The organism is Streptomyces albidoflavus (assembly GCF_000719955.1).
GTDB lineage: Bacteria > Actinomycetota > Actinomycetes > Streptomycetales > Streptomycetaceae > Streptomyces > Streptomyces albidoflavus.
In genome coordinates this window covers 93,337-117,308 of sequence record NZ_JOII01000027.1, presented here as the reverse complement: position 1 = coordinate 117,308, position 23,972 = coordinate 93,337, and the positions used below count along the sequence as shown (strand labels likewise).

Here is a 23,972-nt window from a genome sequence, read left to right as displayed (position 1 = left end):
AGGTACTGCCGGCTGAAGAAAAGTCACGGGTCCGTTCCCTCTCGTCCGGCGGGCCGCCCGGTCGGGCGGCCCGGCACTGTGTCCGGTGCGAAAGGGGGCGTGAGCCCACCCCGTCCGTGCCCGTGGCGGACCACGGACATGGTGTGTGAGCTGGTGATTCCGCCGCGCGGCCCGTGGCGCGCCCCGCATGGCGGGACCCGCCGCGGCACCCCCCTGCCGCGCTCCGCCCCGGTCCGTCACGGTCGCCGGGCCCTCCCCAGGAGCCCGGCGGCCACGGGCCGGCGCGGTGGTGCATTTCATCGGTATTGACCTGCGTGCTGACCTGCGTGCTGACCTGCGTGCTGATCTGCGTGCTGATCTGTGTCGCGACCTGTGTTCCGGCGAGTGCGCCGACGTCTGTGTGCTCGCGCTACTTTATGGCAGAAACCAGGATCAGATCCTGCTTTCCGGTATTCAGCCGGATGAGTTCCGCAGAATGACGCATTCTCTTCGTGAACGCCCTCCCGGTGTGGCGGAGAGATGAATTCCTCAGCCGCCGGTACGGAATTGGCCCATCCGTTTCAGCAGGGCGTCGGCGGGACGGAACAGCTCCGGCCGCCCCTGCACGGTGTTGCGCAGCGCGCGGACCGGTGCCCGCCGCATCCGGTGCCCGAACGCCACCGGGTGCTGCCGGGTCACCCACCCCTCCGCCACGGTCAGTTCCCGCGTTTTCAGGGAGTCCTTGTACTCCTTGCGCCCACGCCCGAGGTCGAGCAGCGTCATCCCGTCCTCCGCCGCTCCGCGCGCCATCGCCAGGTGCAGCACCAGCCCGGGGGAGTACTTCGCGTACGCCGGGTCGTACGCCGGGAACCAGCAGGCCAGCACCGCCGCCGAGCGGAGCCCGAAGTGGGCGGCGACCGGCCGCTCGCCGGCGTACAGCACCGAGAGCAGGCCCCGGACCTCGCCGGGGCCGGTGTGGAACAGGTGCTCCACCAGGCGGGTGATCCACGGCTTGGCGAAGCGGTCGCCGCGTCCGGTGCGGCGGTACTGGGCCGACTTCCAGGCCATCAGGACACGCAGCAGCTCGGGGTCGCGCTCGTCGTGGACGTACCGCAGCGGGCCCAGGTCGCGGTCGAGCCGGCGTTCCTTGGCCAGGGTGGTGCGGGTGAACTTCGGTGAGCGCTCCCGCAGTCCCGCGAGGTAGCTCTCCCAGCCGTCCGCCACGTCCATCACCGGCGAGCCGAAGCGGGCCCCGGCCCCGTCCGCGAAAACCGGCTGGTCCGCCGCGAGGTGGTCGAACTCCCAGAGGGCGAGGCCCGCGCCGCGCAGCAGCTCGCCCGCGTCGCCCGTGAACCCCGGCCCGTGGACCAGCCCCTGGCAGTCCGAGACGCCGAGGCCGACGGCGCGGCCGACGCCGGCCGGGGTCCGCTGGTGCGGGAAGAAGGCGGTCGGGACCCCGTCGTCGCGGACCACGGCGATCCGGACGTCCCGTCGGCAGGCACCCATGGCCAGAGTGAACTCCGGTGCCAGGAAGGGGTTGTGGAGCTGCGGAGCCTCGGCGGGCGGCCTCGCCCGCTGGAGCGCGGACCAGGCGGCCCGGTCGGCGGCGGTCAGTTCCCCCGGGCGGTGCACGGTGATGTCCACGTCAGCCGACCCGCTCTCGCGCGGTGCGGCGGCGCCGGACGAGCCGCCCGGCGAGCGCCCCGGTGAGGACCAGCCAGCCGACCGCGCCGACCGCGACCACCCCGGTCCGCGCCGACCAGGTGCCGAGCGTCAACAGGGCCTGCGCCACCAGGGTGTTGACCGCCAGCGCCGCGCCGAGGGCGGCCACCGCCCGGCTCCACGGGTCGAGCCCGGACAGGGCCAGGGCGACGGCGCCGCCGGGTGCGGCCGCCAGGAAGGCGAAGGTGAGCGCGGAGTGCCAGGGCGCCCCGGGCCCGGTCAGGGCCAGCAGGGCACCGGCCGCGACGGCCGCGCACCACGCGGCCGCCAGTACCGGCGTCGGCGCCTCACCCCCCGGTGAGCCGCGATGTCGTTCCGTGAGAGAAGACGATGGCTTCATGCCGATGGTCTGCATTGGCGACTTTGCCCCCCAGCGCGCCGGATGCCGGACTTCAATGTGGCGCAGAGCTGCCGGGCCGTCAAGATGCGGAGAGAGTGTGCAGATGCGGGCGGCGGTCCCGCCCGTCTGAGGCCATGCGTTCACGAACGAGTGGTTCGTGTTATCGGAATGACCAGGCGTCACATCGTTGCCCGACCTATTGCTTTCGCAAAGAGTGCAGCGCAGGCCCCTCTCTCCGCGCGTAGATGTTTTGGCATGAACACTTCCGAGGCTCCGTCGCCGCGTGCTACCAAGTGCACGCCGACCCCCCCGCAGATGGAGGCTTCATGAAACTGCGTAGAACCGCGACATATGTGACCTCGCTCCTCGCCGCCGTCACCCTCGCCCTCACCGGGGCCAGTGCCGCAGCGGCCGCCGACGCCCAGGCCGCAGGCGGCTACGTCGCCCTGGGTGACTCCTACTCCTCCGGGGTCGGTGCCGGCTCCTACGACAGCGGCAGCGGCGACTGCCGGCGCACCCCCAAGGCGTACCCCGCCCTGTGGGCCGCCGCGAACTCGCCCGCCAGCTTCGACTTCGTGGCCTGCTCCGGTGCGGTGACCAGCGATGTCCTCAACAAGCAGATGGGCCCGCTGAACTCCTCCACCAGCCTCGTCTCGCTCACCATCGGCGGCAACGACGCCGGGTTCGCGGACGTCATGACCACCTGCGTCCTCCAGTCCGAGGCCAACTGCATCGCCCGGGTCAACACGGCCAAGGCCTTCGTCGAGAGCACCCTGCCCGGCCGGCTCGACTCGGTCTACTCGCAGGTCCGCGCCAAGGCCCCCTCGGCCAACGTCGTCGTCCTCGGCTACCCGCGGTTCTACAAGCTCAACGGCACCTGCGTGGCCGGCCTGACCGAGGGGGAGCGCACCGCCATCAACGGCGCCGCCGACCTCCTCAACTCCGTCATCTCCAAGCGTGCCGCCGACCACGGCTACGCCTACGGGGACATCGCCGCCGCCTTCACCGGCCACGAGATCTGCTCCGGCGACTCCTGGCTCCACAGCGTCAAGTGGACCGGCATCAACGACTCCTACCACCCGACGGCCGCCGGCCAGTCCGGCGGCTACCTGCCGGTGCTGAACTCCAAGGCCTGACCGGGCGTCGAACGGTCCCGCGCCTCGCACCACGAGCACGCGGCAGAGGAGGTCCCGCCACCAAGCGGGGCCTCCTCACGGCCTTCCCCCCCAGGCGCTCACCAGCCCAGCAGCCACCCCGCCGCGGCCGCCAGCAGCACCACCAGGGCCGCCAGCGCCACCAGGACCGGAGCCTTCCGCCCGGCCCCCCGGAGCCCACGCTGCGCCCCGGACGCCTCGCGGCCCCGCCCGGACCGCCGCCCCGCAGGACCGCCGTCCTCCGCGCGCCCGCCGCCGCGCCGCGCCCCCGGCACCACGGCCATCGCGCCACCCCGCGACCGCGACCCGCCCGCCACCCGGTGCAGCAGCCGCTCGGCCTCCGCCGCACACAGCCGGTCGTCCGGGTGTTTGCGCAGCAGCCCCTCGATCACCGGCCGCAGCGGACCCGCCCGGCCCGGCGCCGGAAGCGCGTCGTCCACCGCCGCGCCCAGCGTCGCCAGGGCCGTCTCACGGCGGAACGGGGTCCGCCCCTCCACCGAGGCGAAGAGCAGCACCCCGAGCGCCCACAGGTCCGAGGCCGGGCCCGGCTCCGCCTCCAGCGCCCGCTCCGGGGCCAGGTACTCGGGGGACCCCACCACCTCTCCCGCGTCCGTCAGTTCCTCCCCGCCCTCCACCAGCGAGCTGCCGAAGTCGGTGAGCACCACCCGCCCGTCGAGGGCGAGCAGCACATTGGCCGGTTTCACGTCCCGGTGCAGCACCCCGGCGCCGTGCGCCGCCCGCAGCGCCGAGAGCACCTCGGCGCCGACCGAGGCGGCCCGCTCCGGCTCCAGCGGCCCGTCCGCCTCCAGCACGTCCTGGAGGGTGATTCCGCGCACCAGCTCCATCACGATCCACGGCCGCCCGTCCTGGCGTACGACGTCGAACACCTCGGCCACGCTCGGGTGCTCGATCCGTCCCGCCGCCCGGGCCTCCCGCTCCAGCCGGGCGTGGAGCCGGGCCACGTCCTCCTCGGGGAGGCCGAACGGCACGCTCACCTCCTTGACGGCCACCTCGCGCCGGAGCGTCTCGTCCCGCGCCCGCCAGACCGTCCCCATGCCGCCCCGGCCCAGTTCCCCGACGAGCCGGTACCGCCCGGCCAGCAGCCGCCCGCGCGCCGCCGGTGGCGCACCGTGTCCTTCGCCGCCCGCTCTGCCCTGCCTGCCCGACGTACCCGATGTGTTCATGAACCCTCCGTGGGGGAGCGCCATTTCTCACACAAGTACCCCGTGAGGGCGTATCCGCAGCGCCGCCGCGCTGGTGATTCCGGCACGCGCCCGCCCTCGCGCGGGTGCGCCGGAGTCCGCCCCCGGCGCTCGCACGCCGCTTCACGCAGCGTCACAGCGGTCCCGTGCGACATGTCCCGGTCACGTGTGGGTATCCGTCAACAACCTTGCGGGCAGGGCCGATCCCGTGCCCGGGATACCGGCGTGGACCCCAAGGGCGATAGGGTTGCCCTGCCCGGGGCCGGGTGCCCTCGTACGGGTGGGGAGTGACATGGAACAGATAACTGTGCGCAGCAGGCCGCGAGTGCCTGCGATCACGTGCGGGAGCAGCGCGACCAGTTCGCGCCTCGACCGCCATCTCTCGGTGCTGGGCGGTCCTGCCGTCCCGCAGCGCGAGACGGCCGAGGCGACGACGCTGATGCGTGAGCTCACCTCACGGAAGGCCGCGCACGATCGCACCGGCAGGGGTGCGCGGGTCAGTCGGGTATCGCTGTTCGCACCGCTCAGGCGGCTGCGCAGGTCGCTGTTCGGCGGCCACTGACCCCGGGCCGGCCGTCAACCATCCGGCCGGCCTCCCCCTCCCCCTGTTCCAGACACCGTCCGGTTCGGGGCGCAACAGCTGTGCCACCACTCCCCGGCACATGACGGCGCCCCGCCCGGCGGTTTCTTTTTGCCCGGGCCCCGCTCACCAGAGGGCGGACTGCCCCTCCGGCCCCTCCTCGCGCACCGCCAGGGCCGGACCGGGCCGCCGCGCCGCCGCCGGGACCGGGAGCACCCCCACCGCCCGCAGCTCCGCCTCGCCGAGCACCGGCCCCGCCACCTCCGGACGGCTCGCCTCCGCCTCGGCCAGCAGCGCCAGCACCGTGATCAGCTCCAGCAGTTCCCGGGTCCGCTCCTGCGGCCACTCGCCGGGCGCCAGCCCCTCCAGCGTGCCCGGCGCCCCCAGCGCCGTCCGCCGCGCCACCCACTCCGCCAGCACCCGCACCCCGCCGCAGGTGAACTCCCAGGCCCCCGGCGGCACCGGCGCGATCCGCCCGCCCCCGACCATGAGGCTCTCGCTCTCCGCGTCGTACGCCACGGGGTACGGCCCCTCCTCGCCTGCCGCGACGGGGACCAGCGGCGCCCGGACGTACGGCCGCCGGCCGCCGGGCAGGCGGGGACGGTCGCCGTCGAGCGGGGCCAGCAGGGCGAGGACGGCGGTGCCCCAGGCCACGCCGGCCTCCCACTCGCGGGCCTGCCGGGGCAGCGGGACCTCGCAGCCGCCGGCCCCGGGGACGGCGGCGCAGACGATCCAGGCGAAGACGTCCCCGGCGCTCACCGGCAGGCCCCACTCCTTCGCCAGGTACGGGAGGAGGCCGGGCGCGAGGTTGGGATCGGCGGGGTCGGGGCCGCGGTGCAGGGGGCGGACCGGGCGGGCCCTGCCGTACGGGTTGCGGCCGGTCGGCAGCAGGGCGGTGGCGAGGATCGGGGGGCCGCCGGGGCCGGTCTCCAGCAGGTAGCGGGAGTGGGGGCCGTGGGCGCGCCAGAGTTCGGGCCGGGCCGTGTCCAGGAGCCGGTGGTCGGGCAGGAGCCACCGCGCGTCGAAGGGGCCGTCGAGGACGCGGACCGGTTCGGGGCACGGGCCGGGGTCGCGGGCGAGGCGGCCGGTGGCGGTGGTGCGGCCCGGCAGCGGCGCGACCGAGGAGCGGGTGGTGCGGGCCCGGGTCGGGCCGAAGAGCTCCTCACGCCGCTCGCCCTCCGCCTCGGCCAGCGCCCGCCAGCGGCGCCGCAGCGTCTCCGGCTCGGCCGCCAGCGGCCAGTCGCGGCCCGGCCGCCAGGGCGCCACCGACCAGGGCATCAACTCCGCCAGCCGCACACCCCGCCGGCCCGCTCCGCCGCCCCCTCGCTCGCTCATCCTCGCATCGTACAAACCGCCCGCCCCGCCCCGCCGCCGGTCCGGGGCCTCAGGGGCCGGTGAGGACGGCCAGGCGCTGGGTCGCGCGGGTCATCGCCACGTAGCGGTCGACGGCGCCCTCGACGCCCTCGCCGAACCGCTCCGGGCCGACCAGGACGACCAGGTCGAACTCCAGTCCCTTCGCCAGCTCCGGGGTGAGGGAGCGGACGCGGGAGGTGGCCGTGAAGGTGGGGTCGCCGATGACGCAGGCCACGCCCTCGGCGTGCTCGGCCAGCCAGGCGTCGAGGAGGGCGTCGCGGTCGGCGGCCGGGCCGTGGTGGACGGGGACACCGGTGCTGCGCACGGAGGAGGGGACGTTGGCGTCGGGCAGCGCGGCGCGGATGACCTGCTCGGCCTCGGTCATGACCTCGCTGGGGGTGCGGTAGTTGACGCCGAGCGAGGCCACCGTGATCCGGTCGAGGCCGGCCCGCTCCAGCCGCTCGGGCCAGGTGGCGGCGAAGCCGTGCCGGGCCTGGGCTCGGTCGCCGACGACGGTGAAGCTCCGCGAGGGGCAGCGCGACCGCAGCATCTGCCATTCCGCGTCGGTCAGCTCCTGCGCCTCGTCCACGACGATGTGCGCGAACGGGCCCTGCAACGGCTCCCGCTCGGCCCCCGGCAGCGCCCCCTCGTCGATCAGGGTGGACTGCAGGTCGTCGTGGAGGAGCATCGTCACCGCGCCCTCCCCGTCGTCGTCGGCCCGTACCAGGGTGTCGACGACGGCGGCCCGGCGCTCCCGCTCGGCGGCGACGGCGGCGTCCTGGCGGAGCTTGCGTACGGAGGACCGGGGGTCGCCGAGCCGCTGCCGGGCGGCGTCCAGGAGCGGCAGGTCCGCGAGGGTCCAGGCGTCCGGCACGGGGCGTTGCAGCGCGCGGACCTCCTCGACGGTCAGGTGCGGGGCGCAGCGGCGCAGGTAGGCGGGGACCGTCCAGAGGTCGCCGACCAGGTCGGTCGCCTCGATGACGGGCCAGGCCCGGTTGAGGGCGCCGATCAGCTTCCGGTTGCCGAGGAGCGAGCGGCGGAGCAGCGCGGGCGGGGCGTCGCTCTCGTCCTGGTCCATGAGGAGGGTGAGGAGTTCGTCGCGGATCTGGCCGCGGGCCTCGTTGTGCGGGGTGCCGGGCTCCACCGCGTCGAAGGCGGCGGCCCAGTCGGCGGCGCTCAGCCAGAGCGTGGACCAGTGCGTGACGACCTCCATGCCCTCGGTGGGCGGCTCCTCGTACAGGGCGACGGCCGGTTCGACGGCCCGCACCATCGCGGCCGAGGACTTCAGCCGGGCCACCTCCGGGTCCGCCTCGGGCCGGGCGGCGGCGCCCTCGGGGACCAGGTCGCGCAGGGTGCAGGTGCGCACGCCCTCCTCGCCGAGGCTGGGCAGCACGTCGTCCACGTAGTTCAGGTACGGCTGGTGCGGGCCGACGACGAGGACGCCGCCGCGCCGGTGGCCCAGGCGCGGGTCGGCGTAGAGGAGGTGGGCGGCGCGGTGCAGGGCGACGACCGTCTTGCCGGTGCCCGGGCCGCCGTCCACCACCAGGGTGCCCCGGGAGCCGGCGCGGATGATCGCGTCCTGGTCGGCCTGGATGGTGGCGAGCACGTCGCGCATCCGGTCCGAGCGGTGGCCGCCGAGGGAGGCGAGGAAGGCCGACTGGTCGTCCAGGGCGGCGTGGCCCTCCAGGCCGTCGGCGGTGAAGACCTCGTCCCAGTAGTCGCTGATCCGGCCGCCGCTCCAGCGGTACCTGCGGCGGCTGGCCAGGCCCATCGGGCGGGCGTGGGTCGCCGCGAAGAACGGTTCGGCGGCGGGGGAGCGCCAGTCGGTCAGCAGGCGGCGGCCGTCGCCGTCGGTGAGGCCGAGGCGGCCGATGTACACCGGCTCGGGGTCGTCCTCGCGGACGAAGTGGCCGAGGCAGAGGTCGAGGCCGAAACGGCGCAGGGTCCGCAGTCGCGCCCCGAGGCGGTGCACCTCGGTGTCCCGGTCCATCGCGGCCCGCCCGGCGCCGCCGGGGGAGCGGAGCGCGGCGTCCAGGCTCGCGGTCAGCTCGGCGACCGACTGTTCCAGGGCGGCCGTGACGGCGGCGAAGTGCCGGTCGTCGCCGCCGGTCAGCGCCGGGTCGGCCTTGGCCGCCAGGCGGCCGGGGAGGGCGAAGGCGGTGAAGGCGGCCGGGGAGTCCGCCCCGGGGACGGGCGAAGGGGTGCGCACTACGGGAACCACTCATTTCGGCAGGATCGGGCGACGGCCCGTGATTCTGCCTGGTGGAGGGGGCCTTGCCGCAAGGCCCCCCTTGAGCTATACCTTGAGAGTGGCAAGGAGCGCCGAGGCGCTCGTTGCCTTTCTTTCTGCCCCGGCGCCCCCGGCCCGCCTACGCGTCCAGCGTGACCGTGAACGAGAACCGGTCCCCCCGGTAGTGGATGCGGGTCACGTCGAGGGTGCGGCCCTCCTCGTCCACGGTGACCCCGGTGTAGTGCAGGATCGGGCTGAGCAGCGGCACGTCGAGCAGGCGGGCCGTCTCCGGGTCGGCGAGGCGGGCCTCGACCGTGTCGGTGATGCGGGCGATGCTGAGGCCGACGGTGTCCCGCAGCACCTTGGTCATCGGCCGTATCTCCAGCTCGGCGGGGTCGACCCGGGCCGCGATCTCCGGCGGGAGGTAGTTGCGGGCGTGGTTGGTCGGCTCGCCCGTCTCCTCGTCGTGGCGCAGCCGGTGGTACGCCGTCACCTCGGTGCGCCCGGGGAAGTACTCGGCCAGGCCGGCGGGGACGGGCGCCGGGCCGTGGTCGAGCAGGCGGGCGCGCATGCCGGACTGCTGGGCGACGATGGCGTCCACCGAGCCGAGCAGACGGACCGGGGCGCCCGGGCGGGCGCTGGGCTCGATGAAGGTGCCGCGCCTGCGGTGGCGGGTGATGAGCCCCTCGTCCTCCAGCTCCTTGAGCGCCTGCCGCATGGTCAGCACGCTGACGCCGTAGTGCGCGGCGAGCTGCTCCTCGGTGGGCAGCCGGAGCGGGTCGCCGGGGGAGCGGCCGAGTACGGAGGCCCGCAGGGACTGCGAGACCTGGTACCAGAGGGGCAGTTTCCGGTTCAGGACGATGGAGTCCGGTGCGAATGCGGTCACGGCTTCTCCGGGAGGACGGGACGGGGCGTCCCCGGCCGCCGGTGCGGGCGGCCGGGCCACGGGTGGGTCAGGGGATCATCCCGCAGTTCCCCAGTGTCGCTCCAGGCCCTGCCACACCCCGTCGTACCCCTGCTGGCGGTGGGCGGCGCCGGCCGCCTGCGCGGTCGGCAGGATCGGCCAGCGCGTCTCGAACATGAAGGCCAGCCCGTCGTCGATCTTCTGCGGCCGCAGCTCGGCCGCCGACGCCTTCTCGAAGGTGTCCCGGTCGGGGCCGTGCGCCGACATCATCGGGTGCAGCGAGCCGCCGCCGGGGACGAAGCCGCCGGCACCGCCGCGCTTGGCGTCGTAGGCGCCGTCGATCAGCCCCATGTACTCGCTCATCACGTTCCGGTGGAAGTACGGCGGGCGGAAGGTGTCCTCGCCGACCAGCCAGCGCGGGGCGAAGGCGACGAAGTCGACGCCGGCCAGGCCCGGGGTGTCCGAGGGCGAGGTGAGCACGGTGAAGATCGAGGGGTCGGGGTGGTCGTAGCTGATCGAGCCGATGACGTTGAACCGGCGCAGGTCGTAGACGTAGGGGACGTGGTTGCCGTGCCAGGCGACGACGTCCAGGGGGGAGTGGCCGTAGGTGGCCCGCCAGAGGTTGCCGCAGTACTTGGTGACGACCTCGACGGGCTCCTCCGCCTCCTCGTAGGCGGCGACCGGGGCGCGGAAGTCCCGCGGGTTGGCCAGCCCGTTGGCGCCGATCGGGCCGAGGTCGGGGAGCTGGAAGGGGCGGCCGAAGTTCTCGCAGACGTAGCCGCGGGCCGGGGCGCCGGACAGTTCCGCGCGGAAGCGGACGCCGCGCGGGATCAGCGCGATCTCGCCGGGCCCGGCGACCAGCAGGCCGAACTCGGTGCGCAGCCGCAGCGTGCCCTCCTGAGGGACGATCAGTAGTTCGCCGTCGGCGTCGGAGAAGACCCGCTCCATCGAGATGTCGGCCGCGTAGAGGTGGACGGCCATGCCCTCGCGGCGGGCCGGGTCGCCGTTGCCTCCGAGGGTCCACAGCCCGGCCAGGAAGTCGGTGCCGGGGGCCGGGTCGGGCAGCGGGTCCCAGCGCATCCGGTTGGGGTCGGGGACGGCGTCGGTGAACGGGCCGCCGTGCAGCGTGCCGTTCCCGGTCCGGACGAAGGCGGGGTGGGCGGCGGAGGGGCGGATGCGGTAGAGCCAGGAGCGGCGGTTGTGGGCGCGCGGCTCGGTGAAGGCGGTGCCGCTCAGCTGCTCGGCGTAGAGGCCGAGCGGGGCGCGCTGCGGGGAGTTGCGGCCCTCGGGGAGGGCGCCGGGGACCGCCTCGGAGCTGTGCTCGTTGCCGAAGCCGGTCAGGTAGGCCGGGGTGGCCGGTGCGTGTCCGTCAGCGCTCATCTGGTGACTCCCTTTTCCGCCAATTCCTCTGCAGCACCATAGGATTGCGGAGGTCCGGTGACAAGCCTCCGCACGGACGGGTCCGTGCGCGGGGGGCTCTCAAAAACTGGACATTGCTCTACTCTCCCGGGACATGTCGTGGACACGCAGGTTCCTCGCCGTCCTCGCCGTCGCCGGGACGCTCCTCGCCGCCCTGCTGACGGCCCCGCCCGCCCTCGCCCACGAGGAGCGCCCCGTCGACTTCCCCGACGGTTCCGGCAGCGTCCCCGTCCACCGCGACGAGCAACCCGACCTCCTCGTCTGCAAGAAGGGCCGGGCCGCCTTCGAGCGGCGTATCGCCTCCTTTCCCCAGGCCCTGCTGGAGAAGAACCGCACCCTGTACGACCGCTGCCTGCGCGAGGGGTACCGCCACCTCCAGCAGGCCGTCGACGCCGTCGACCGCCCGGGAACGACCATCGCGATCCTCCCCGGCCTCTACGAGGAGGAGCCCTCCCAGCCCGCCCCCTCGGGAGCCTGCGCCCGCCTCGACGCCCCCGACTCCCAGCTCGGCTACCAGATCCTTTCGTTCGCCCAGCAGAAGCAGTGCCCGCACAACCAGAACCTCGTCGCGATCCTCGGCAAGAAGGACCTCCAGATCGAGGGCACCGGCGCCCGCCGCACCGATGTCGTCATCGACGCCAAGTACCAGAAGCTCAACGCGATCCGTGCCGACTCCTCCGACGGGATCTACTTCAAGAACTTCACCGCCCAGCGCACCACCTTCAACGCCCTCTACGTCCTCGCCGGGGACGGCTTCGTCATCGACGACGTCCTCACCCGCTGGAACGACGAGTACGGCTTCCTCACCTTCGCCGGCGACCACGGCCTCTACAAGAACTGCGAGTCCTACGGCAACGGCGACTCGGGCATGACGGGGGGCTCGGTGTACGTCTGAAGGCGCGACAGCGACAACGAGTTCGACCACAACGTGACTCCTCCCTCCGGTTCGATCCGGTGGGCTTCTCCAGTACGCGGTTCAAATCACGTCAGGAAGGACCAGCCCGGCCCTGAGCTTGACGTTCCAGGCGCCGACCCGATCCGCGTGGTCGCGGTGATCACAGGCGGTGCACTGGAACTTCTCACCGTCGCGGTTCTCGCGGTCCACGTGCCCGCACTGCGGGCACGTGCGCGAGGTGTTGCGGGGGTCCACCGGGATCAGGACGCGAGCGGCGCTTTCAGCCTTCTGCGCGAGGATGCCCAGGAACACCCCCCAACCCGCGTCATGAATACTGCGATTGAGTTCGGCCTTCGAGGCGGCACCGTTCGGCAGGAATGAGCCGGCGGTCTCGGGGTCGGGCTTCGGCTTGGGGACGCGGACCATGTTCGCGATATTCAGCCGTTCGTGCGCGATCTGGTCGTAGGCGTGGACCAGAGCCAGTGCGGCCTTGTGCGCATGATCGGTGCGCTGACGGCGGATCTTGCGGTGCAGCTTGGCGGCCTTCTCGACCGCCCGGCGGTGGTTGGCGGTGCGATGCTCTCGCTTGCACCGGGGGAACGCTTTGAGTGCTCGCTGGGCGTTCGCCAAGGCTTGGTTGCCGCGCTTGCCGTGCCTCGGGTTCTCGACGTGCACTCCCTCGGACGTGGTGAGGAAGTGGGTGATGCCCATGTCGATGCCGGTCACCGTGCCCGCCGTCGGGAGCGGCTCGGTGGGTACTTGGTCGCAGACGAGTATGACGTACCACTGCCGCCCCTCGCGCTTGACGCTGACGGTCTTGATGCGGCCCTTCACTGCGCGGTGCTGGTGCACGCGGACGTGTCCGACCCCTTGCAGACGGACACGGGTGACGGAGTCGAGCGGGATGGAGTTCCACCGGCAGCCGTCCCCGTCCTTGGGGAACTCGACCGTGTCGAACCAGCTCACGCCTCGGAATCGGGGGTATCCGGGCTTTTCGCCCGCCTTCACGCGTCGGAAGAATGCTTGGAACGCCTTGTTCAGGCGGCGCAGTGTTGCTTGTTGAGAGCTGAAAGACCAGCGGCCTTGCTGCTCGGGGTCGAACGCTCGGATCTCCTTGAGCTGTGCGGACTGCTCGCCGTACTTGACGGAGGTCTTCGAGCTGTGCCGGTAGGCGTCCCGGCGTTCCTGTAAGGCCGCGTTGTAGAGGGAGCAGTGATCTCGCAGCATCTCGCCGAGTGCCTGGCGCTGTCTGACGGTGGGGCGAAGCAGGAACTTGTAGGCACGAATCACGAGTTGTCTCCACCCTGCTTCTTCGACCCGGGCCGCTCCCATTGAGTGTCGATGTACTTCTCCATCGCGTCCGCGCTGAGGGTGCCGGCCGAGGCGACGAAGAACGACGACGACCACAGCGTGGGCATCCGGCTCTTGAGGTGCGGGAACTCCGAGCGGAGTACGCGAGAAGTGAAACCCTTGAACTGGTTCGCCACGTAGGAGGCGGAAGCCTTCGGATCGTGTCTGACGAACACGCGCACGTGATCAGGGGCGATCTCAAGGGTGGCGATCTCCCACCCCTTCTCGGCCGCCTTCTGCTCGATCAGCTCATGCAGCCGGGTCGCCACGCTGCCACCGAGCACGCGGCGGCGGTACTTCGAGCACCACATTACGTGCAGCCCCAAGTCGTACACGGCGCCGGAGTAACGGCGGATCGATCGCGTCGCAGTCACGACGATCACTATACACATGCCGCACGTATAGTTCGCCGTGGTCAAAGGAACAGGATCGCGACGGAAGTTGAGGTCGAAGCAGCCCGGAGAAGCGATCTCCTCATGCATGAAGGCGCGCCCGAGCCGCTGGCCGCCAGATAGTGCGATTGCGCTACCGCCCGGACGCCGCGGTGGTGGCCCGGCCGTCACGTCGGCCAAGCCGTCACCTCGCACGGCAGATGGCCGACAGCGAGCACGTCGCCCGCAGCGCCCACGGCATCGGCACCCGGCACGACCTGCCCGTCTCCCCCTTCTACGCCTTCGCCGGAGCCTTCGCCGCCCTCCTCGTCTCCTTCCTCGGGCTCGGCCTGCTCTGGTCCCGCTCCCGCCTCACCGGGGAGGCCGCCGGGCGCCCGCTGCCCGCCGCCGTCCAGCGGTGCGCCGACGCCCGGGCCACCACCCTCGCCCTGCGCGCCCTCGGCCTCGCCGCGTACCTCACCCTCCTCGCCCACCTCCTCCTCGGCCCCGACGACCCCGCCCGCAACCCCGCCCCGGCCGCCGTCTACGCCCTTTTCTGGGCCGGGCTCGTCCCGCTCTCCCTGCTCTGCGGCCCGCTCTGGCGCCGGCTCAACCCGCTGCGCACCCTCCACCTCCTCGGCCGCGCCCTGCTCCGCCGCCCCGAGCCGGACCGCGTGCCGCCCGCCCCGCTGGGCCTGTGGCCGGCCGCGCTCGGGCTCGCCGCCTTCACCTGGCTCGAACTCGCCTCGCCCGCCCCGGCCTCGCGCGCCGCGCTGCTCACCTTCCTCGGCGCGTACACCGTGCTCCAGCTGGCCGCCGCCGCCCGCTGGGGCGAGGCGTGGTTCGCCCGGGGCGACGCCTTCGAGGCGTACGCGGGGCTGCTCGCCCGGCTCTCGCCCTTCGGCCGCCGTGCCGACGGCCGGCTCGTCGTCCGCAACCCGCTCGACGGCCTCGACGCCACCGAGCGGGTCCCCGGCCTCGCCGCCACCCTCTGCGTCCTCCTCGGCTCCACCGCGTACGACGGCCTCTCGGGCACCGCCGGGGGGACCGGCACCCTCCAGACCTCGCCGCTGGGGCGCACCCCGACCGCCACCCTCGGCCTCCTCGCGGTGATCGGCGTGACCGGGGCCGTCTACGCGCTGTGCACCGCCGCCACCCGGGTCCGGGGCGCCGGGGCCGCCTTCGCGCACAGCCTGGTGCCGGTGGCGCTCGGCTACCTCGTCGCCCACTACTTCACGCTCTTCACCACCGAGGCGCCCCACGCCGTCGCCCTCGCCGTGGGGGCCGGCCCGGGGCCCGTACCCGAACCACCCCTGGAGCCGGGTGCCCTGGCGGCGCTTCAGGTCTGCGCCGTCGTCACCGGCCATGTGCTCGGCGTCGTCGCGGCGCACGACCGGGCCGTCCGGCTCCAGCCGCCCGAACGCGCCGTCAGCGGGCAGATCCCGCTCCTCGTCCTCATGATCACGTACACTCTGGGCGGCCTCGGCCTGCTCGTCGCCTGAGGTCCCCGCGCGGCCCGGCCCCGCCCGACGCTCGCGCGGGCGCCCGCCGGGAGGGCACCATGGACCCTGTGCAGCACCTCACCTCCCTGCGCCGCGCTCCCGTCCAGCAGCGCAGCGCCGAACGGCTCGTCCGCATCCTCGACGCCTGCGCCGACCTCCTCGACGAGGTCGGCTACGAACAGCTCACCACCCGCGCCGTCGCCGACCGCGCCCAGGTCCCGATCGGCTCCGTCTACCGGTTCTTCGACAACAAGCGCGCCCTGGCCGACGCCCTGGCCCACCGCAACCTCGACCGGTACGCCGACCGCATCGCCCGCCGCGTCGGCGAGGTCGACGGGTCCGACTGGCGCGGCGCCGTCGACGCCTGCCTGGACGAGTACCTGACGATGAAGCGGACCGTCCCCGGCTTCACCCTCATCGACTTCGGCGTGCCCGCCCCGCCCACCGACGGCGAACCGCACGCCAACCACCAGGTCGCCGACCGGGTCGCGGCGCTCCTCGCGGCCCACCTCGGCCGCCCGCTCGACGACGCCCTGCGCCGCGCCGTCCTGGTCGGCGTCGAGGCCACCGACTCCCTGCTCCACCTGGCCTTCCGTACCGACCCGGCGGGCGACGAGGCCCTCGTCGGGGAGACCCGCACCCTGCTGCACGCCTACTTCGCGCACACCTTCGACCGGCCGCCCGGGGGACCGGGCGGCTGAACCGTGACCCTGGTGCGGGCCGAGGCCGGGGCGTTAGGTTGGCCGCCGCCCACCCTCGCCCAGCAGCCGGGAGAACTCGACGTGGTCCGTGCCGCCTTCCTGCCCGCCACCGGCTCCGCCCTCACCGTCGGTGAGATCGACCTGCCCGACCCCGGCCCCGGCCAGGTGCGGATCAGGCTCGCCGCCGCCGGGGTCTGCCACTCCGACCTGTCCCTGACCAACGGCACCATGGCCGTCCCCGTCCCGGCCGTCCTCGGCCACGAGGGCGCCGGAACCGTCGTCTCGGTCGGCGAGGGCGTCACCTCGGTCGCCCCCGGCGACGGCGTGGTCCTCAACTGGGCGCCCTCCTGCGGCGACTGCGGGGCCTGCGGCCGGGGCGAGGTGTGGCTCTGCCGCAACGCGCTGGCCGGGGCCGCGCGGGTCCACGCCCACCGGCCCGACGGCACCGTCCTGCACCCCGGCCTGAACGTCGCGGCCTTCGCCGAGGAGACCGTCGTCGAGGAGAACTGCGTGCTGCCCGTCCCCGACGGGGTGCCGCTCACCGACGCCGCCCTGCTCGGCTGCGCCGTCCTCACCGGCTACGGCGCCGTCCACCACAACGCCCGTGTCCGGGAGGGCGAGTCCGTCGTGGTCTTCGGCGTCGGGGGAGTGGGCCTCGCCGTCCTCCAGTCCGCCCGGATCGCCGGGGCCGGCGCGGTGATCGCCGTGGACGTCTCCGAGGCCAAGCGGGACCTGGCCCACCAGGCCGGCGCCACCGAGTTCGTCCTCGCCTCCGACACCACGGCCAAGGAGATCCGCGCCCTGACCGGCGGCGAGGGCGCCGACGTGGCGATCGAGTGCGTGGGCCGGGCCGCCACCATCAGGACCGCCTGGGAGTCGACCCGGCGCGGCGGCCGCACCACCGTCGTCGGCATCGGCGGCACCGACCAGCAGGTCACCTTCAACGCCCTGGAACTCTTCCACTGGGGCCGCACCCTCTCCGGCTGCGTCTACGGCAACTCCGACCCCGTCCGCGACCTGCCGGTCCTCGCCGAGCACATCCGGGCCGGGCGGCTCGACCTCGCCTCGATGGTGACCGACCGGATCGGGCTGGAGGACATCCCCGGCGCCTTCGAGCGGATGACCGCGGGCAAGGGCGGCCGGGCCCTGGTGGAGTTCGGGCAGGCGGGCCGATAGGGACGGCGCCCGGCGCCCGGCGGGTGCCGGGCGTCCCTCTCCCGGCCCCGCACGCTAAGCGCTTGCTCAGTGTCGGGGGTAGGGTGTGGCACCGGTACGGAGGGAAGGGCTGGTCATGAGCGCGGTGGAGCGGGACCCCGAGGGGTCCGACGAGGTTGTGGACGAGAGCGCCGGGGAGGCGGCCGGTGAGCCGGACGACGCGGCCTGGGCCGAGGTGACCCCGGACGCGGCCCGCAGGCTGCTGGTCGCCGCCGTCGACGCCTTCGCCGAACGCGGCTACCACGCCACGACCACGCGCGACATCGCCGGACGCGCGGGGATGAGCCCCGCCGCCCTCTACATCCACTACAAGACCAAGGAAGAGCTGCTCCACCGCATCAGCCGCATCGGCCACGACCGGGCGCTGAAGATCATGCGGGACGCGGCCGACAGCGGGGGCACCGCGGCCGAACGCCTGGACCGCGCCGTCCGCTCCTTCGTGGGCTGGCACGCCCTGCGCCACACCACGGCCCGCGTCGTCCAGTACGAACTGGACGCGCTCGGGCCCGAGCACCGCGCCGAGATCATCGAACTGCGCCGGGGCACCGACGCGGCCGTCCGCGAGATGATCTCCGACGGCGTCCGGGACGGCGAGTTCGAGGTCCCCGACATCCCCGGCACCACCCTCGCGGTGATCTCCCTCTGCATCGACGTGGCCCGCTGGTTCAAGGTCGGCGGCGCCCGCACCCCCGAGGAGATCGGCGCGCTCTACGCCGGTCTGGTCCTGCGGATGGTCGGCGCCGGCGAGAAGTGAGCAGACGTACGGCCCGGGAGCGCCTGACGCCCCCGGGCCGTACGCGCGGTGTTCAGAGGTAGTAGCGGACGACCGCCTCGGCGACGCAGACCGGCTTGTCGCCGCCCTCGCGCTCCACGGTGAAGACGGTGGTGACCTGGATGCCGCCGGTGACCTCGCCCACCTCGGTGACCTGCGCGGTGGCGCGCAGCCGCGAGCCGACCGGCACGGGGGCGGGGAAGCGGACCTTGTTCACGCCGTAGTTGACGCCCATCCGCACGCCCTCGACGGAGATCAGCTGCGGGCCGAAGACGGGCAGCAGCGAGAGCGTCAGGTACCCGTGCGCGATGGTGGTGCCGAACGGGCCCTCCTTCGCCTGCTCGGGATCGACGTGGATCCACTGGTGGTCGCCGGTCGCCTCGGCGAACTGGTCGATCCGCTTCTGCTCGATCTCCAGCCAGTCGGTGTGCCCCAGCTGCTCACCGACGGCCGCGCGCAGCTCGTCGACCGATGCGAAGATCCTCGGTTCTGCCATGTCCCGACCTCTCTCATCCACATGTCTAAGCGCTTGCTCAGCATGGACCGGCCGCCTCCGGCTGTCAATGAAACGCCCCACCGGCCCGCCGGTTCCCCCTCCCGCCACTGGGCCCGCCCGTGGGCCCGGCGTTCACCCGCGCCACGTAGGGTCGGGCGGGTGCCGCAGATTCCGCAGAAGATCCACGAGCTCACCGTCGGGCAGCTCTCCGCGCGCAGCGGGGCCGCCGTCTCCGCCCTGCACTTCTACGAGGCCAAGGGGCTCATCTCCAGCCGCCGCACCTCGGGCAACCAGCGCCGCTACCACCGCGACACCCTGCGCCGGGTCGCCTTCGTCCGCGCCGCCCAGCGCGTCGGCATCCCGCTGGCCACCATCCGCGACGCCCTCGCCGAACTCCCCGAGGAACGCACCCCGACCCACGAGGACTGGGCCCGCCTCTCCCACGTCTGGCGCGCCGAACTCGACGAGCGCATCAACCAGTTGCACCGCCTGCGGGACCACCTCACCGACTGCATCGGCTGCGGCTGCCTCTCCCTGGAGACCTGCGTCCTGTCCAACCCGGACGACACGGTGGGCGCGTCGCTGACGGGGTCGCGGCTGATGGGGGCACGGCGCAAGGCGTAGGAGGTTCAGGGGCGGGGCCGCCCGGACCGGTGGAAGACGACGGCCACACGGCGGTGACGGCGGTGGTGCCGCTCACCGCGACCGCGACGGCCGGCAGCCCGCACAGCAGGGCCGAGAAGGTCAGGACCAGGTGCGGCGGGAAGCGTCCGGCGAGCTGTGCCGCACAGGCGGCCCCCGCCGTGCCGCCGACCGCCCCGGCCGCCGGCAGCAGCCCGAACCCGGCCTCCGGCAGCCCGAGCACGCTGCCGCTGTAGACCACCAGCACCGACCACCACGCGGCGTCGGCGAAGGCGATGGCCGAGGCGGCGCAGGTCACCACCGCGAGCCGGGGGTGGCCCAGGAGCCGGCGGGCACCGCCCAGCAACTCGGTCAGCAGGCGGGGCCGCTCCTCGCGGGCGGGCGGAGCGGCCACGGTGGAGGCGGCCCTCGGCAGGGTGAGCACCAGGATGACGGCGACCACCAGGGCCGAGGCGTCCACGGCCAGCGGGACGAACATGGCGGTGGCGAAGAGCAGGGCGCCGATCAGCGGGAGGGCCCCGGCGCGGATGCCGTCGGCGACGTTGGCCGCCGCCGCGGAGGCCCAGAACCGCCGGAAGGAGGGCGGGAGACCTCGGTCCGCCGCGGCGGGCGCTGTCACGACAACTCCGTCTCTCGCGAACGGACAGGACGCGTCCGCCCGGGGGCGGGTGGCCCAGGCCAGGAGGGCGTGCTGCCCCGGGCAAGGGCGGGTGCCGGACTTCATGTCCCCGGCCCGGAGGGCGTGTTCACCGGCCCGCGCGCCCCCAGGCGTACCCCCACCCCCCCGGTGGAGCGCGGGGCGCCGAGGGTACATAAGGGGCGAGATGTCGATGCTGAGGGAGGGAGAGCCGGATGGGAGTGGCCGTCTGCTCGTTGAAGTGGGAAGCCGCCCGGACCGGGAGTCAGCGCATCGTCTACGACAGCGACGGCTACCACCTGGTGCGCTTTCCGTACGAGGAGAGCGAGGAGTCGTACGACCCGTGGGGGATGCACGACCCGGGGAAGGCGTACCCCGATCCGGAGTCGGGGCTGATCGTGCCGAGCCACGACGGGTGGGGGACCGTCTCGGCGCTGGTGTTCTGGGCGCCGGACAGCCGGCCCGTGGAGTACCGGGCCCGGTTCGTGCGGGACCCGCTCGGGAGTTCCACCGGGTACGACTCCACGGCGACCACCGACTCGGCGCCGACCGGGGGAAACCAGTTCCGGACGTACATGTGGCAGATGTTCGTCCGGAAGGACACCCCGCTCGGCCTGAAGGTCACCGCCAGGGCGTCGGGTGACGTGCCGGTGCCCGCGGCGCTGACCCTCGCCGAGTTCAAACTGGCCGTACAGACGGACGTGCACGTGCCGGAGTGACCGGCGCCGTGCGTGGGCGCGGCCCCCGCCGCCCTCGGGGCGCGGCCGGGGCCGGGTCGCTCAGGCCGCGAGCAGGGGAGTGGCGACCTGGGTGAGTGCCCGGGGGGTGAGCAGTTCGCGCGGGACGCTGATGCCGCAGTGGACGCAGTGCGGTTCGGGACCCTCGCCCCAGGCCAGGTGGGGGGTGGCGCAGACGGGGCAGTCGGTGCCGGGTTCCCGGTCCAGGGCGTCCAGGAGGCGGCGCAGCACCTCGGCGAGGGGGAGGGAGGGGTGCAGGCGGGGGTTGTCGCACCAGGCGAGGGCGTAGCCGCTGCCGGTGCGGCGCTGCCAGGTGTCGACGCCGGCCGGGCGGCGCAGCCCGTCGTGCTTCTCGCGCCGCCGGCGGGCGGCGAAACGGGCCTCGTGCGCGAGCCAGAGGTCCCGCGCCTCCTCCACCTCGGTCAGGGCCGCCTCCAGCCGGGCGGGATCGGGTGACCGGTCCTCGGGGCCGAAGCCGTGCCGGGAACACAGGTGGTCCCAGGTGGCCCGGTGGCCGTAGGGGGCGAATCGTTCGAGGCACTTGCGCAGGGAGTAGCGGCGCAGGGCCAGGTCGCATCGGGGGTCGCGGACCTGTCTCGCCAGACTCCGGAAACCAGCCATGGTGGTGCACCTCCGTGATCGGAACGCCGGCTCCGCCCCGGACCACCGCCGTCCGGGAGCCGCGGAGGGGGGCCCGGGCGGAGTGCGGTCGGAGCGAGGTCGTTACAGGGACGTATGCGCCGTCGAAACGGCTCCATTCGTCCCGACGCACTGCATTCCGCTTTCGTGCCCCGGAGGGGCGTATCCCGGCCACCCCCGGTGTGTGGGGATTCGGAAAAAGTGACGCATGTTCACCTTCAGCCCGTGTCCTACCGGCGGTAACCTCCGGCTCACCATCGTCGGGAGGATCAGGTATGCGACGGCGCACCCCCAGATACGCCCCACGCACCTCACTGGCCGGCCGGGCGGTGGCCGTCACGGCCACCGCTGTGCTCGCCCTCACCGCGGGGCTGCTCTCCCCGCTCCCACCGGCCGCCGCCGACGACCCGCCGCCGGTCGCCGATCACTGCGGAGACAACTGCCTGGACATCCTGCCGCCGGGCAACAACGGCAGCGCCACCCTCGTCGAGATCCTGGCTAACCGGGCACTCGGCACCCAGCCCAAGCACGCCGACGACCAGCTCGCGCCGTACGACGCGCTCGCCTCCGGCTACGGCTCGCTCACCGACGACAAGCTCTCCGAGTTCTTCCAGGACGCCTCCTTCGGCGTCCCCGAGGATCAGGTCGCCTCCGTCACCAGCCCCCGCGAGGACGTGACGATCACCCGCGACAAGAAGACCGGGGTGCCGCACATCAAGGGCACCACCCGCTACGGCACGGAGTTCGGCGCCGGATACGCGGCCGGGCAGGACCGGCTCTGGCTCATCGACCTCTTCCGGCACGTCGGCCGCGGCGAGCTGACCCCCTTCGCGGGCGGCGCCGAGGCCAACCAGGGCCTGGAACAGCAGTTCTGGCCGGAGGCCCCGTACACCGAGGAGGACCTGGAGGCGCAGGTCGCCTACATCCGCGACCACGGCGGCGAGCGCGGCAGGCAGGCGATGGCCGACGCCCAGGCGTACATCGACGGGCTCAACGCCTACCGTGTCAAGGCGAAGAAGAGCCGCACCTTCCCCGGCGAGTACGTGCTCACCGGAAAGATCGGCGCGGTCACCAACATCGGCGAGATCGAGCCGTTCAAGCTGACCGACCTGATCGCGCTGGCCTCCGTGGTCGGCGGTCTCTTCGGCAACGGCGGCGGCGGTGAGGTCGAGGCCGCCCTCTCCCTCCTCGCCGCGCAGCAGAAGTACGGCGTGGAGAAGGGCACCGAGATATGGGAGGGGTTCCGCGGCCGCGAGGACCCCGAGACGGTGCTGACCGTCACCGACGGCACCTCCTTCCCCTACGCCGGCAAACCGGAGAAGGCGCGCGGCCAGGCGCTGCCCGACAAGGGTTCGGTCACCCGCGAGCAGGTCGTGTACGACCGCACCGGCTCGGCCGCGCAGAAGAACCCCGCCAAGGACCCGGTGAAGGCACCCGCCGAGCTGAAGCCCCTCCAGGGCATGTACGACGACGGCGTCCTGCCGGCCGACCTGTTCTCCAGCGACCGGGGCATGTCCAACGCCCTGGTGGTCTCCGGCGAGCACACCGCCTCCGGCCACCCGGTCGCCGTCTTCGGCCCGCAGACCGGCTACTTCGCGCCGCAGCTGCTGATGATGCAGGAGCTCCAGGGCCCGGGCATCAGCGCCCGCGGCGTCTCCTTCGCCGGGGTCGGCATGTACGTCCAGCTCGGGCGCGGCCAGGACTACTCCTGGAGCGCGACCTCCGCAGGCCAGGACATCACCGACACCTACGCCGTCGAACTCTGCTCCCCGGACGGCTCGGCGCCGGGCAAGGACGCCGTCCACTACCGCTTCCGGGGTGCGTGCCTGCCCATGGAGAAGCTGGAGAAGACCAACGCCTGGAAGCCCAGCCTCGCCGACTCCACCGCCAAGGGCTCCTACCGCCTCCAGGTGTACCGGACCGAGCTCGGCATCGTGACCCACCGGGCCACCGTCGACGGCACCCCCGTCGCCTACACCCAGCTCCGCTCCACCTACGGGCACGAGGCCGACTCCATCATCGGCTTCCAGATGCTCAACGACCCCGGCCAGGTGACCGACGTCGCCTCCTTCCAGGAGGCCGCCCAGCACATCAACTACGCCTTCAACTGGTTCTACGCCGACTCGCGGGACACGGCGTACTACAACAGCGGCGGCAACCCGGTCCGCGCCGAGGGTGTCGACCCGGCCCTGCCGGTGCGCGGTGAGCCGGAGTACGAGTGGCGGGGGTACGACCCGGCCACCCACACCTCCGACCAGACCCCGCCCGCCGAGCACCCCCAGTCGGTCAACCAGGACTACTACATCTCCTGGAACAACAAGCAGGCCAAGGGGTACTCCGCCGCCAACTTCAGCCACGGCGCGGTGCACCGGGGCGACCTGCTCGACGGCCGGGTGAAGAAGCTGGTCGAGACCGGCTCGGTCACCCGCGCCTCGCTCACCAGGGCGATGGCCGAGGCCGGCGTCACCGACCTCCGCGGCGAGCAGGTGCTGCCCGAACTGCTGAAGCTCCTCGGCGGCGGCGACAGCCCCGAGACCACCAAGGCCGTCCAGCAGCTCCGGGCCTGGCAGGCGGCCGGGTCCCAGCGCAACCAGAGCGCGGCCGGCTCCAAGGCGTACGCCCATTCCGACGCGGTGCGGATCATGGACGCCTGGTGGCCGAAGCTGGTGCGGGCCTCGTTCGAACCGGGTCTCGGCGAGGAGCTGTACACCGCCCTCACCGGTGAACTCACCGTCGACGAGGCGCCGTCCGCCGGGCACGGACCGACCGGCTCGCACGCCGGGTCGGCCTTCCAGAACGGCTGGTGGGGCTATGTCGACAAGGATCTTCGGCGCGTTCTCGGCGAGCCCGTCGAGGGCGGCCCCGGCGTCGCCTACTGCGGCGACGGCGACCGCGACGCCTGCCGCAAGGTGCTGCTGACCACCCTCACCGAGGCCGCCGCGACCCCGGCCGAGGAGGTCTACCCCGGTGACGACACCTGCGAGGCGGGCGACCAGTGGTGCGCCGACAGCATCGTGCAGCGTGCCGTGGGCGGCCTCACCCACAAGAACATCCAGTGGCAGAACCGTCCGACCTACCAGCAGGTGGTGGAGTTCCCGAGCCACCGCTGACCCGCACCCGCACCGCACTCCC

21 protein-coding genes and 1 pseudogene are annotated in these 23,972 nt (G+C 73.4%); 11 read left to right on the top strand and 11 right to left on the bottom strand.

Annotation, left to right across the window (positions count from 1 at the left end):
* Window positions 1-286 precede the first annotated feature (286 nt).
* On the top strand, window positions 287-523 hold the full coding sequence (locus tag IF45_RS33160; protein WP_129805864.1) for a hypothetical protein: 237 nt from the start codon (window positions 287-289) through the stop codon (window positions 521-523).
* 5 nt (window positions 524-528) lie between these two features.
* On the opposite strand, the gene IF45_RS0123910 is transcribed toward IF45_RS33160, so the two are convergent.
* Together IF45_RS0123910 and IF45_RS0123905 are read right to left on the bottom strand one after the other, a co-directional pair.
* Entirely contained in the window at window positions 529-1,623 is a 1,095-nt protein-coding gene (locus IF45_RS0123910; protein WP_030309465.1) for a GNAT family N-acetyltransferase, read from the bottom strand.
* A gap of 1 nt (window position 1,624) precedes the next feature.
* Window positions 1,625-2,041: a hypothetical protein gene (locus IF45_RS0123905; protein ID WP_242534392.1), complete on the bottom strand. Its 417-nt coding sequence runs from the start codon at window positions 2,039-2,041 to the stop codon at window positions 1,625-1,627.
* Between the two features lie 326 nt (window positions 2,042-2,367).
* Between IF45_RS0123905 and IF45_RS0123900 the strand changes: the two genes are divergently transcribed.
* The gene (locus tag IF45_RS0123900) at window positions 2,368-3,177 is read left to right on the top strand and encodes an SGNH/GDSL hydrolase family protein (protein WP_008414260.1); all 810 of its coding nucleotides are present in this window, start codon (window positions 2,368-2,370) and stop codon (window positions 3,175-3,177) included.
* A gap of 98 nt (window positions 3,178-3,275) precedes the next feature.
* Here IF45_RS0123900 and IF45_RS0123895 read toward each other — a convergent pair whose 3' ends face one another.
* Window positions 3,276-4,379, bottom strand: a complete 1,104-nt coding sequence (locus IF45_RS0123895) for a serine/threonine-protein kinase (RefSeq protein WP_078842918.1) — start codon at window positions 4,377-4,379, stop codon at window positions 3,276-3,278.
* Between the two features lie 310 nt (window positions 4,380-4,689).
* Between IF45_RS0123895 and IF45_RS0123890 the strand changes: the two genes are divergently transcribed.
* Window positions 4,690-4,959, top strand: coding sequence for a hypothetical protein (locus IF45_RS0123890; RefSeq protein ID WP_003947277.1), 270 nt, complete (start codon window positions 4,690-4,692; stop codon window positions 4,957-4,959).
* Window positions 4,960-5,103: 144 nt separating this feature from the next.
* On the opposite strand, the gene IF45_RS0123885 is transcribed toward IF45_RS0123890, so the two are convergent.
* The 4 genes from IF45_RS0123885 to hmgA all read right to left on the bottom strand — a co-directional run bounded on the left by IF45_RS0123885 (window position 5,104) and on the right by hmgA (window position 10,844).
* The gene (locus IF45_RS0123885; RefSeq protein ID WP_030309459.1) at window positions 5,104-6,255 is read right to left on the bottom strand and encodes a type ISP restriction/modification enzyme; all 1,152 of its coding nucleotides are present in this window, start codon (window positions 6,253-6,255) and stop codon (window positions 5,104-5,106) included.
* Between the two features lie 106 nt (window positions 6,256-6,361).
* A complete protein-coding gene (helR, locus tag IF45_RS0123880) occupies window positions 6,362-8,539 on the bottom strand; it encodes an RNA polymerase recycling motor ATPase HelR (protein WP_018469233.1) in 2,178 nt (725 codons plus the stop codon).
* Window positions 8,540-8,699: 160 nt separating this feature from the next.
* Window positions 8,700-9,446 carry a GntR family transcriptional regulator gene (locus tag IF45_RS0123875; RefSeq protein WP_030309456.1) on the bottom strand — a complete coding sequence of 249 codons (747 nt, stop codon included), beginning with the start codon at window positions 9,444-9,446 and terminating at the stop codon, window positions 8,700-8,702.
* Window positions 9,447-9,521: 75 nt separating this feature from the next.
* On the bottom strand, window positions 9,522-10,844 hold the full coding sequence (gene hmgA, locus IF45_RS0123870) for a homogentisate 1,2-dioxygenase (protein ID WP_018469232.1): 1,323 nt from the start codon (window positions 10,842-10,844) through the stop codon (window positions 9,522-9,524).
* Window positions 10,845-10,977: 133 nt separating this feature from the next.
* Here hmgA and IF45_RS0123865 point away from each other — a divergent pair.
* Window positions 10,978-11,766 (top strand): annotated as a pseudogene (locus IF45_RS0123865) (right-handed parallel beta-helix repeat-containing protein); the annotation flags it as partial.
* A gap of 93 nt (window positions 11,767-11,859) precedes the next feature.
* Here IF45_RS0123865 and IF45_RS0123860 read toward each other — a convergent pair.
* Window positions 11,860-13,068: an RNA-guided endonuclease InsQ/TnpB family protein gene (locus tag IF45_RS0123860; RefSeq protein ID WP_008411920.1), complete on the bottom strand. Its 1,209-nt coding sequence runs from the start codon at window positions 13,066-13,068 to the stop codon at window positions 11,860-11,862.
* A complete protein-coding gene (tnpA, locus tag IF45_RS0123855; RefSeq protein WP_008411923.1) occupies window positions 13,065-13,520 on the bottom strand; it encodes an IS200/IS605 family transposase in 456 nt (151 codons plus the stop codon). Before tnpA ends, IF45_RS0123860 begins: the two co-directional genes overlap by 4 nt.
* A gap of 200 nt (window positions 13,521-13,720) precedes the next feature.
* Between tnpA and IF45_RS0123850 the strand changes: the two genes are divergently transcribed.
* The 4 genes from IF45_RS0123850 (at window position 13,721) to IF45_RS0123835 (ending at window position 17,671) form a co-directional block, all read left to right on the top strand.
* Window positions 13,721-15,001: a hypothetical protein gene (locus IF45_RS0123850; RefSeq protein ID WP_030309452.1), complete on the top strand. Its 1,281-nt coding sequence runs from the start codon at window positions 13,721-13,723 to the stop codon at window positions 14,999-15,001.
* Window positions 15,002-15,060: 59 nt separating this feature from the next.
* Complete coding sequence (locus tag IF45_RS0123845; protein ID WP_008411928.1) at window positions 15,061-15,702, top strand: TetR/AcrR family transcriptional regulator; 642 nt, start codon at window positions 15,061-15,063, stop codon at window positions 15,700-15,702.
* An 81-nt stretch (window positions 15,703-15,783) separates the two neighbouring features.
* Entirely contained in the window at window positions 15,784-16,878 is a 1,095-nt protein-coding gene (locus IF45_RS0123840) for a zinc-binding dehydrogenase (RefSeq protein ID WP_030309450.1), read from the top strand.
* A 115-nt stretch (window positions 16,879-16,993) separates the two neighbouring features.
* Window positions 16,994-17,671 (top strand): TetR/AcrR family transcriptional regulator, encoded by a 678-nt coding sequence (locus tag IF45_RS0123835; protein WP_008411933.1) that lies wholly within the window; start codon window positions 16,994-16,996, stop codon window positions 17,669-17,671.
* A gap of 52 nt (window positions 17,672-17,723) precedes the next feature.
* Here the strand turns inward: IF45_RS0123835 and IF45_RS0123830 are convergent, their stop codons facing one another.
* Window positions 17,724-18,185: a MaoC family dehydratase gene (locus IF45_RS0123830; RefSeq protein ID WP_003947265.1), complete on the bottom strand. Its 462-nt coding sequence runs from the start codon at window positions 18,183-18,185 to the stop codon at window positions 17,724-17,726.
* Window positions 18,186-18,344: 159 nt separating this feature from the next.
* Here IF45_RS0123830 and soxR point away from each other — a divergent pair, with 159 nt between their 5' ends.
* Window positions 18,345-18,809, top strand: coding sequence for a redox-sensitive transcriptional activator SoxR (soxR, locus tag IF45_RS0123825; RefSeq protein WP_008411936.1), 465 nt, complete (start codon window positions 18,345-18,347; stop codon window positions 18,807-18,809).
* 870 nt (window positions 18,810-19,679) lie between these two features.
* Window positions 19,680-20,183: a hypothetical protein gene (locus tag IF45_RS0123815; RefSeq protein ID WP_003947262.1), complete on the top strand. Its 504-nt coding sequence runs from the start codon at window positions 19,680-19,682 to the stop codon at window positions 20,181-20,183.
* A gap of 60 nt (window positions 20,184-20,243) precedes the next feature.
* On the opposite strand, the gene IF45_RS0123810 is transcribed toward IF45_RS0123815, so the two are convergent.
* Window positions 20,244-20,822, bottom strand: a complete 579-nt coding sequence (locus tag IF45_RS0123810) for a hypothetical protein (RefSeq protein ID WP_003947261.1) — start codon at window positions 20,820-20,822, stop codon at window positions 20,244-20,246.
* Window positions 20,823-21,115: 293 nt separating this feature from the next.
* On the opposite strand from IF45_RS0123810, the gene IF45_RS0123805 reads away from it, so the two are divergent.
* Window positions 21,116-23,950: a penicillin acylase family protein gene (locus tag IF45_RS0123805; protein WP_008411942.1), complete on the top strand. Its 2,835-nt coding sequence runs from the start codon at window positions 21,116-21,118 to the stop codon at window positions 23,948-23,950.
* Window positions 23,951-23,972: the final 22 nt, after the last annotated feature.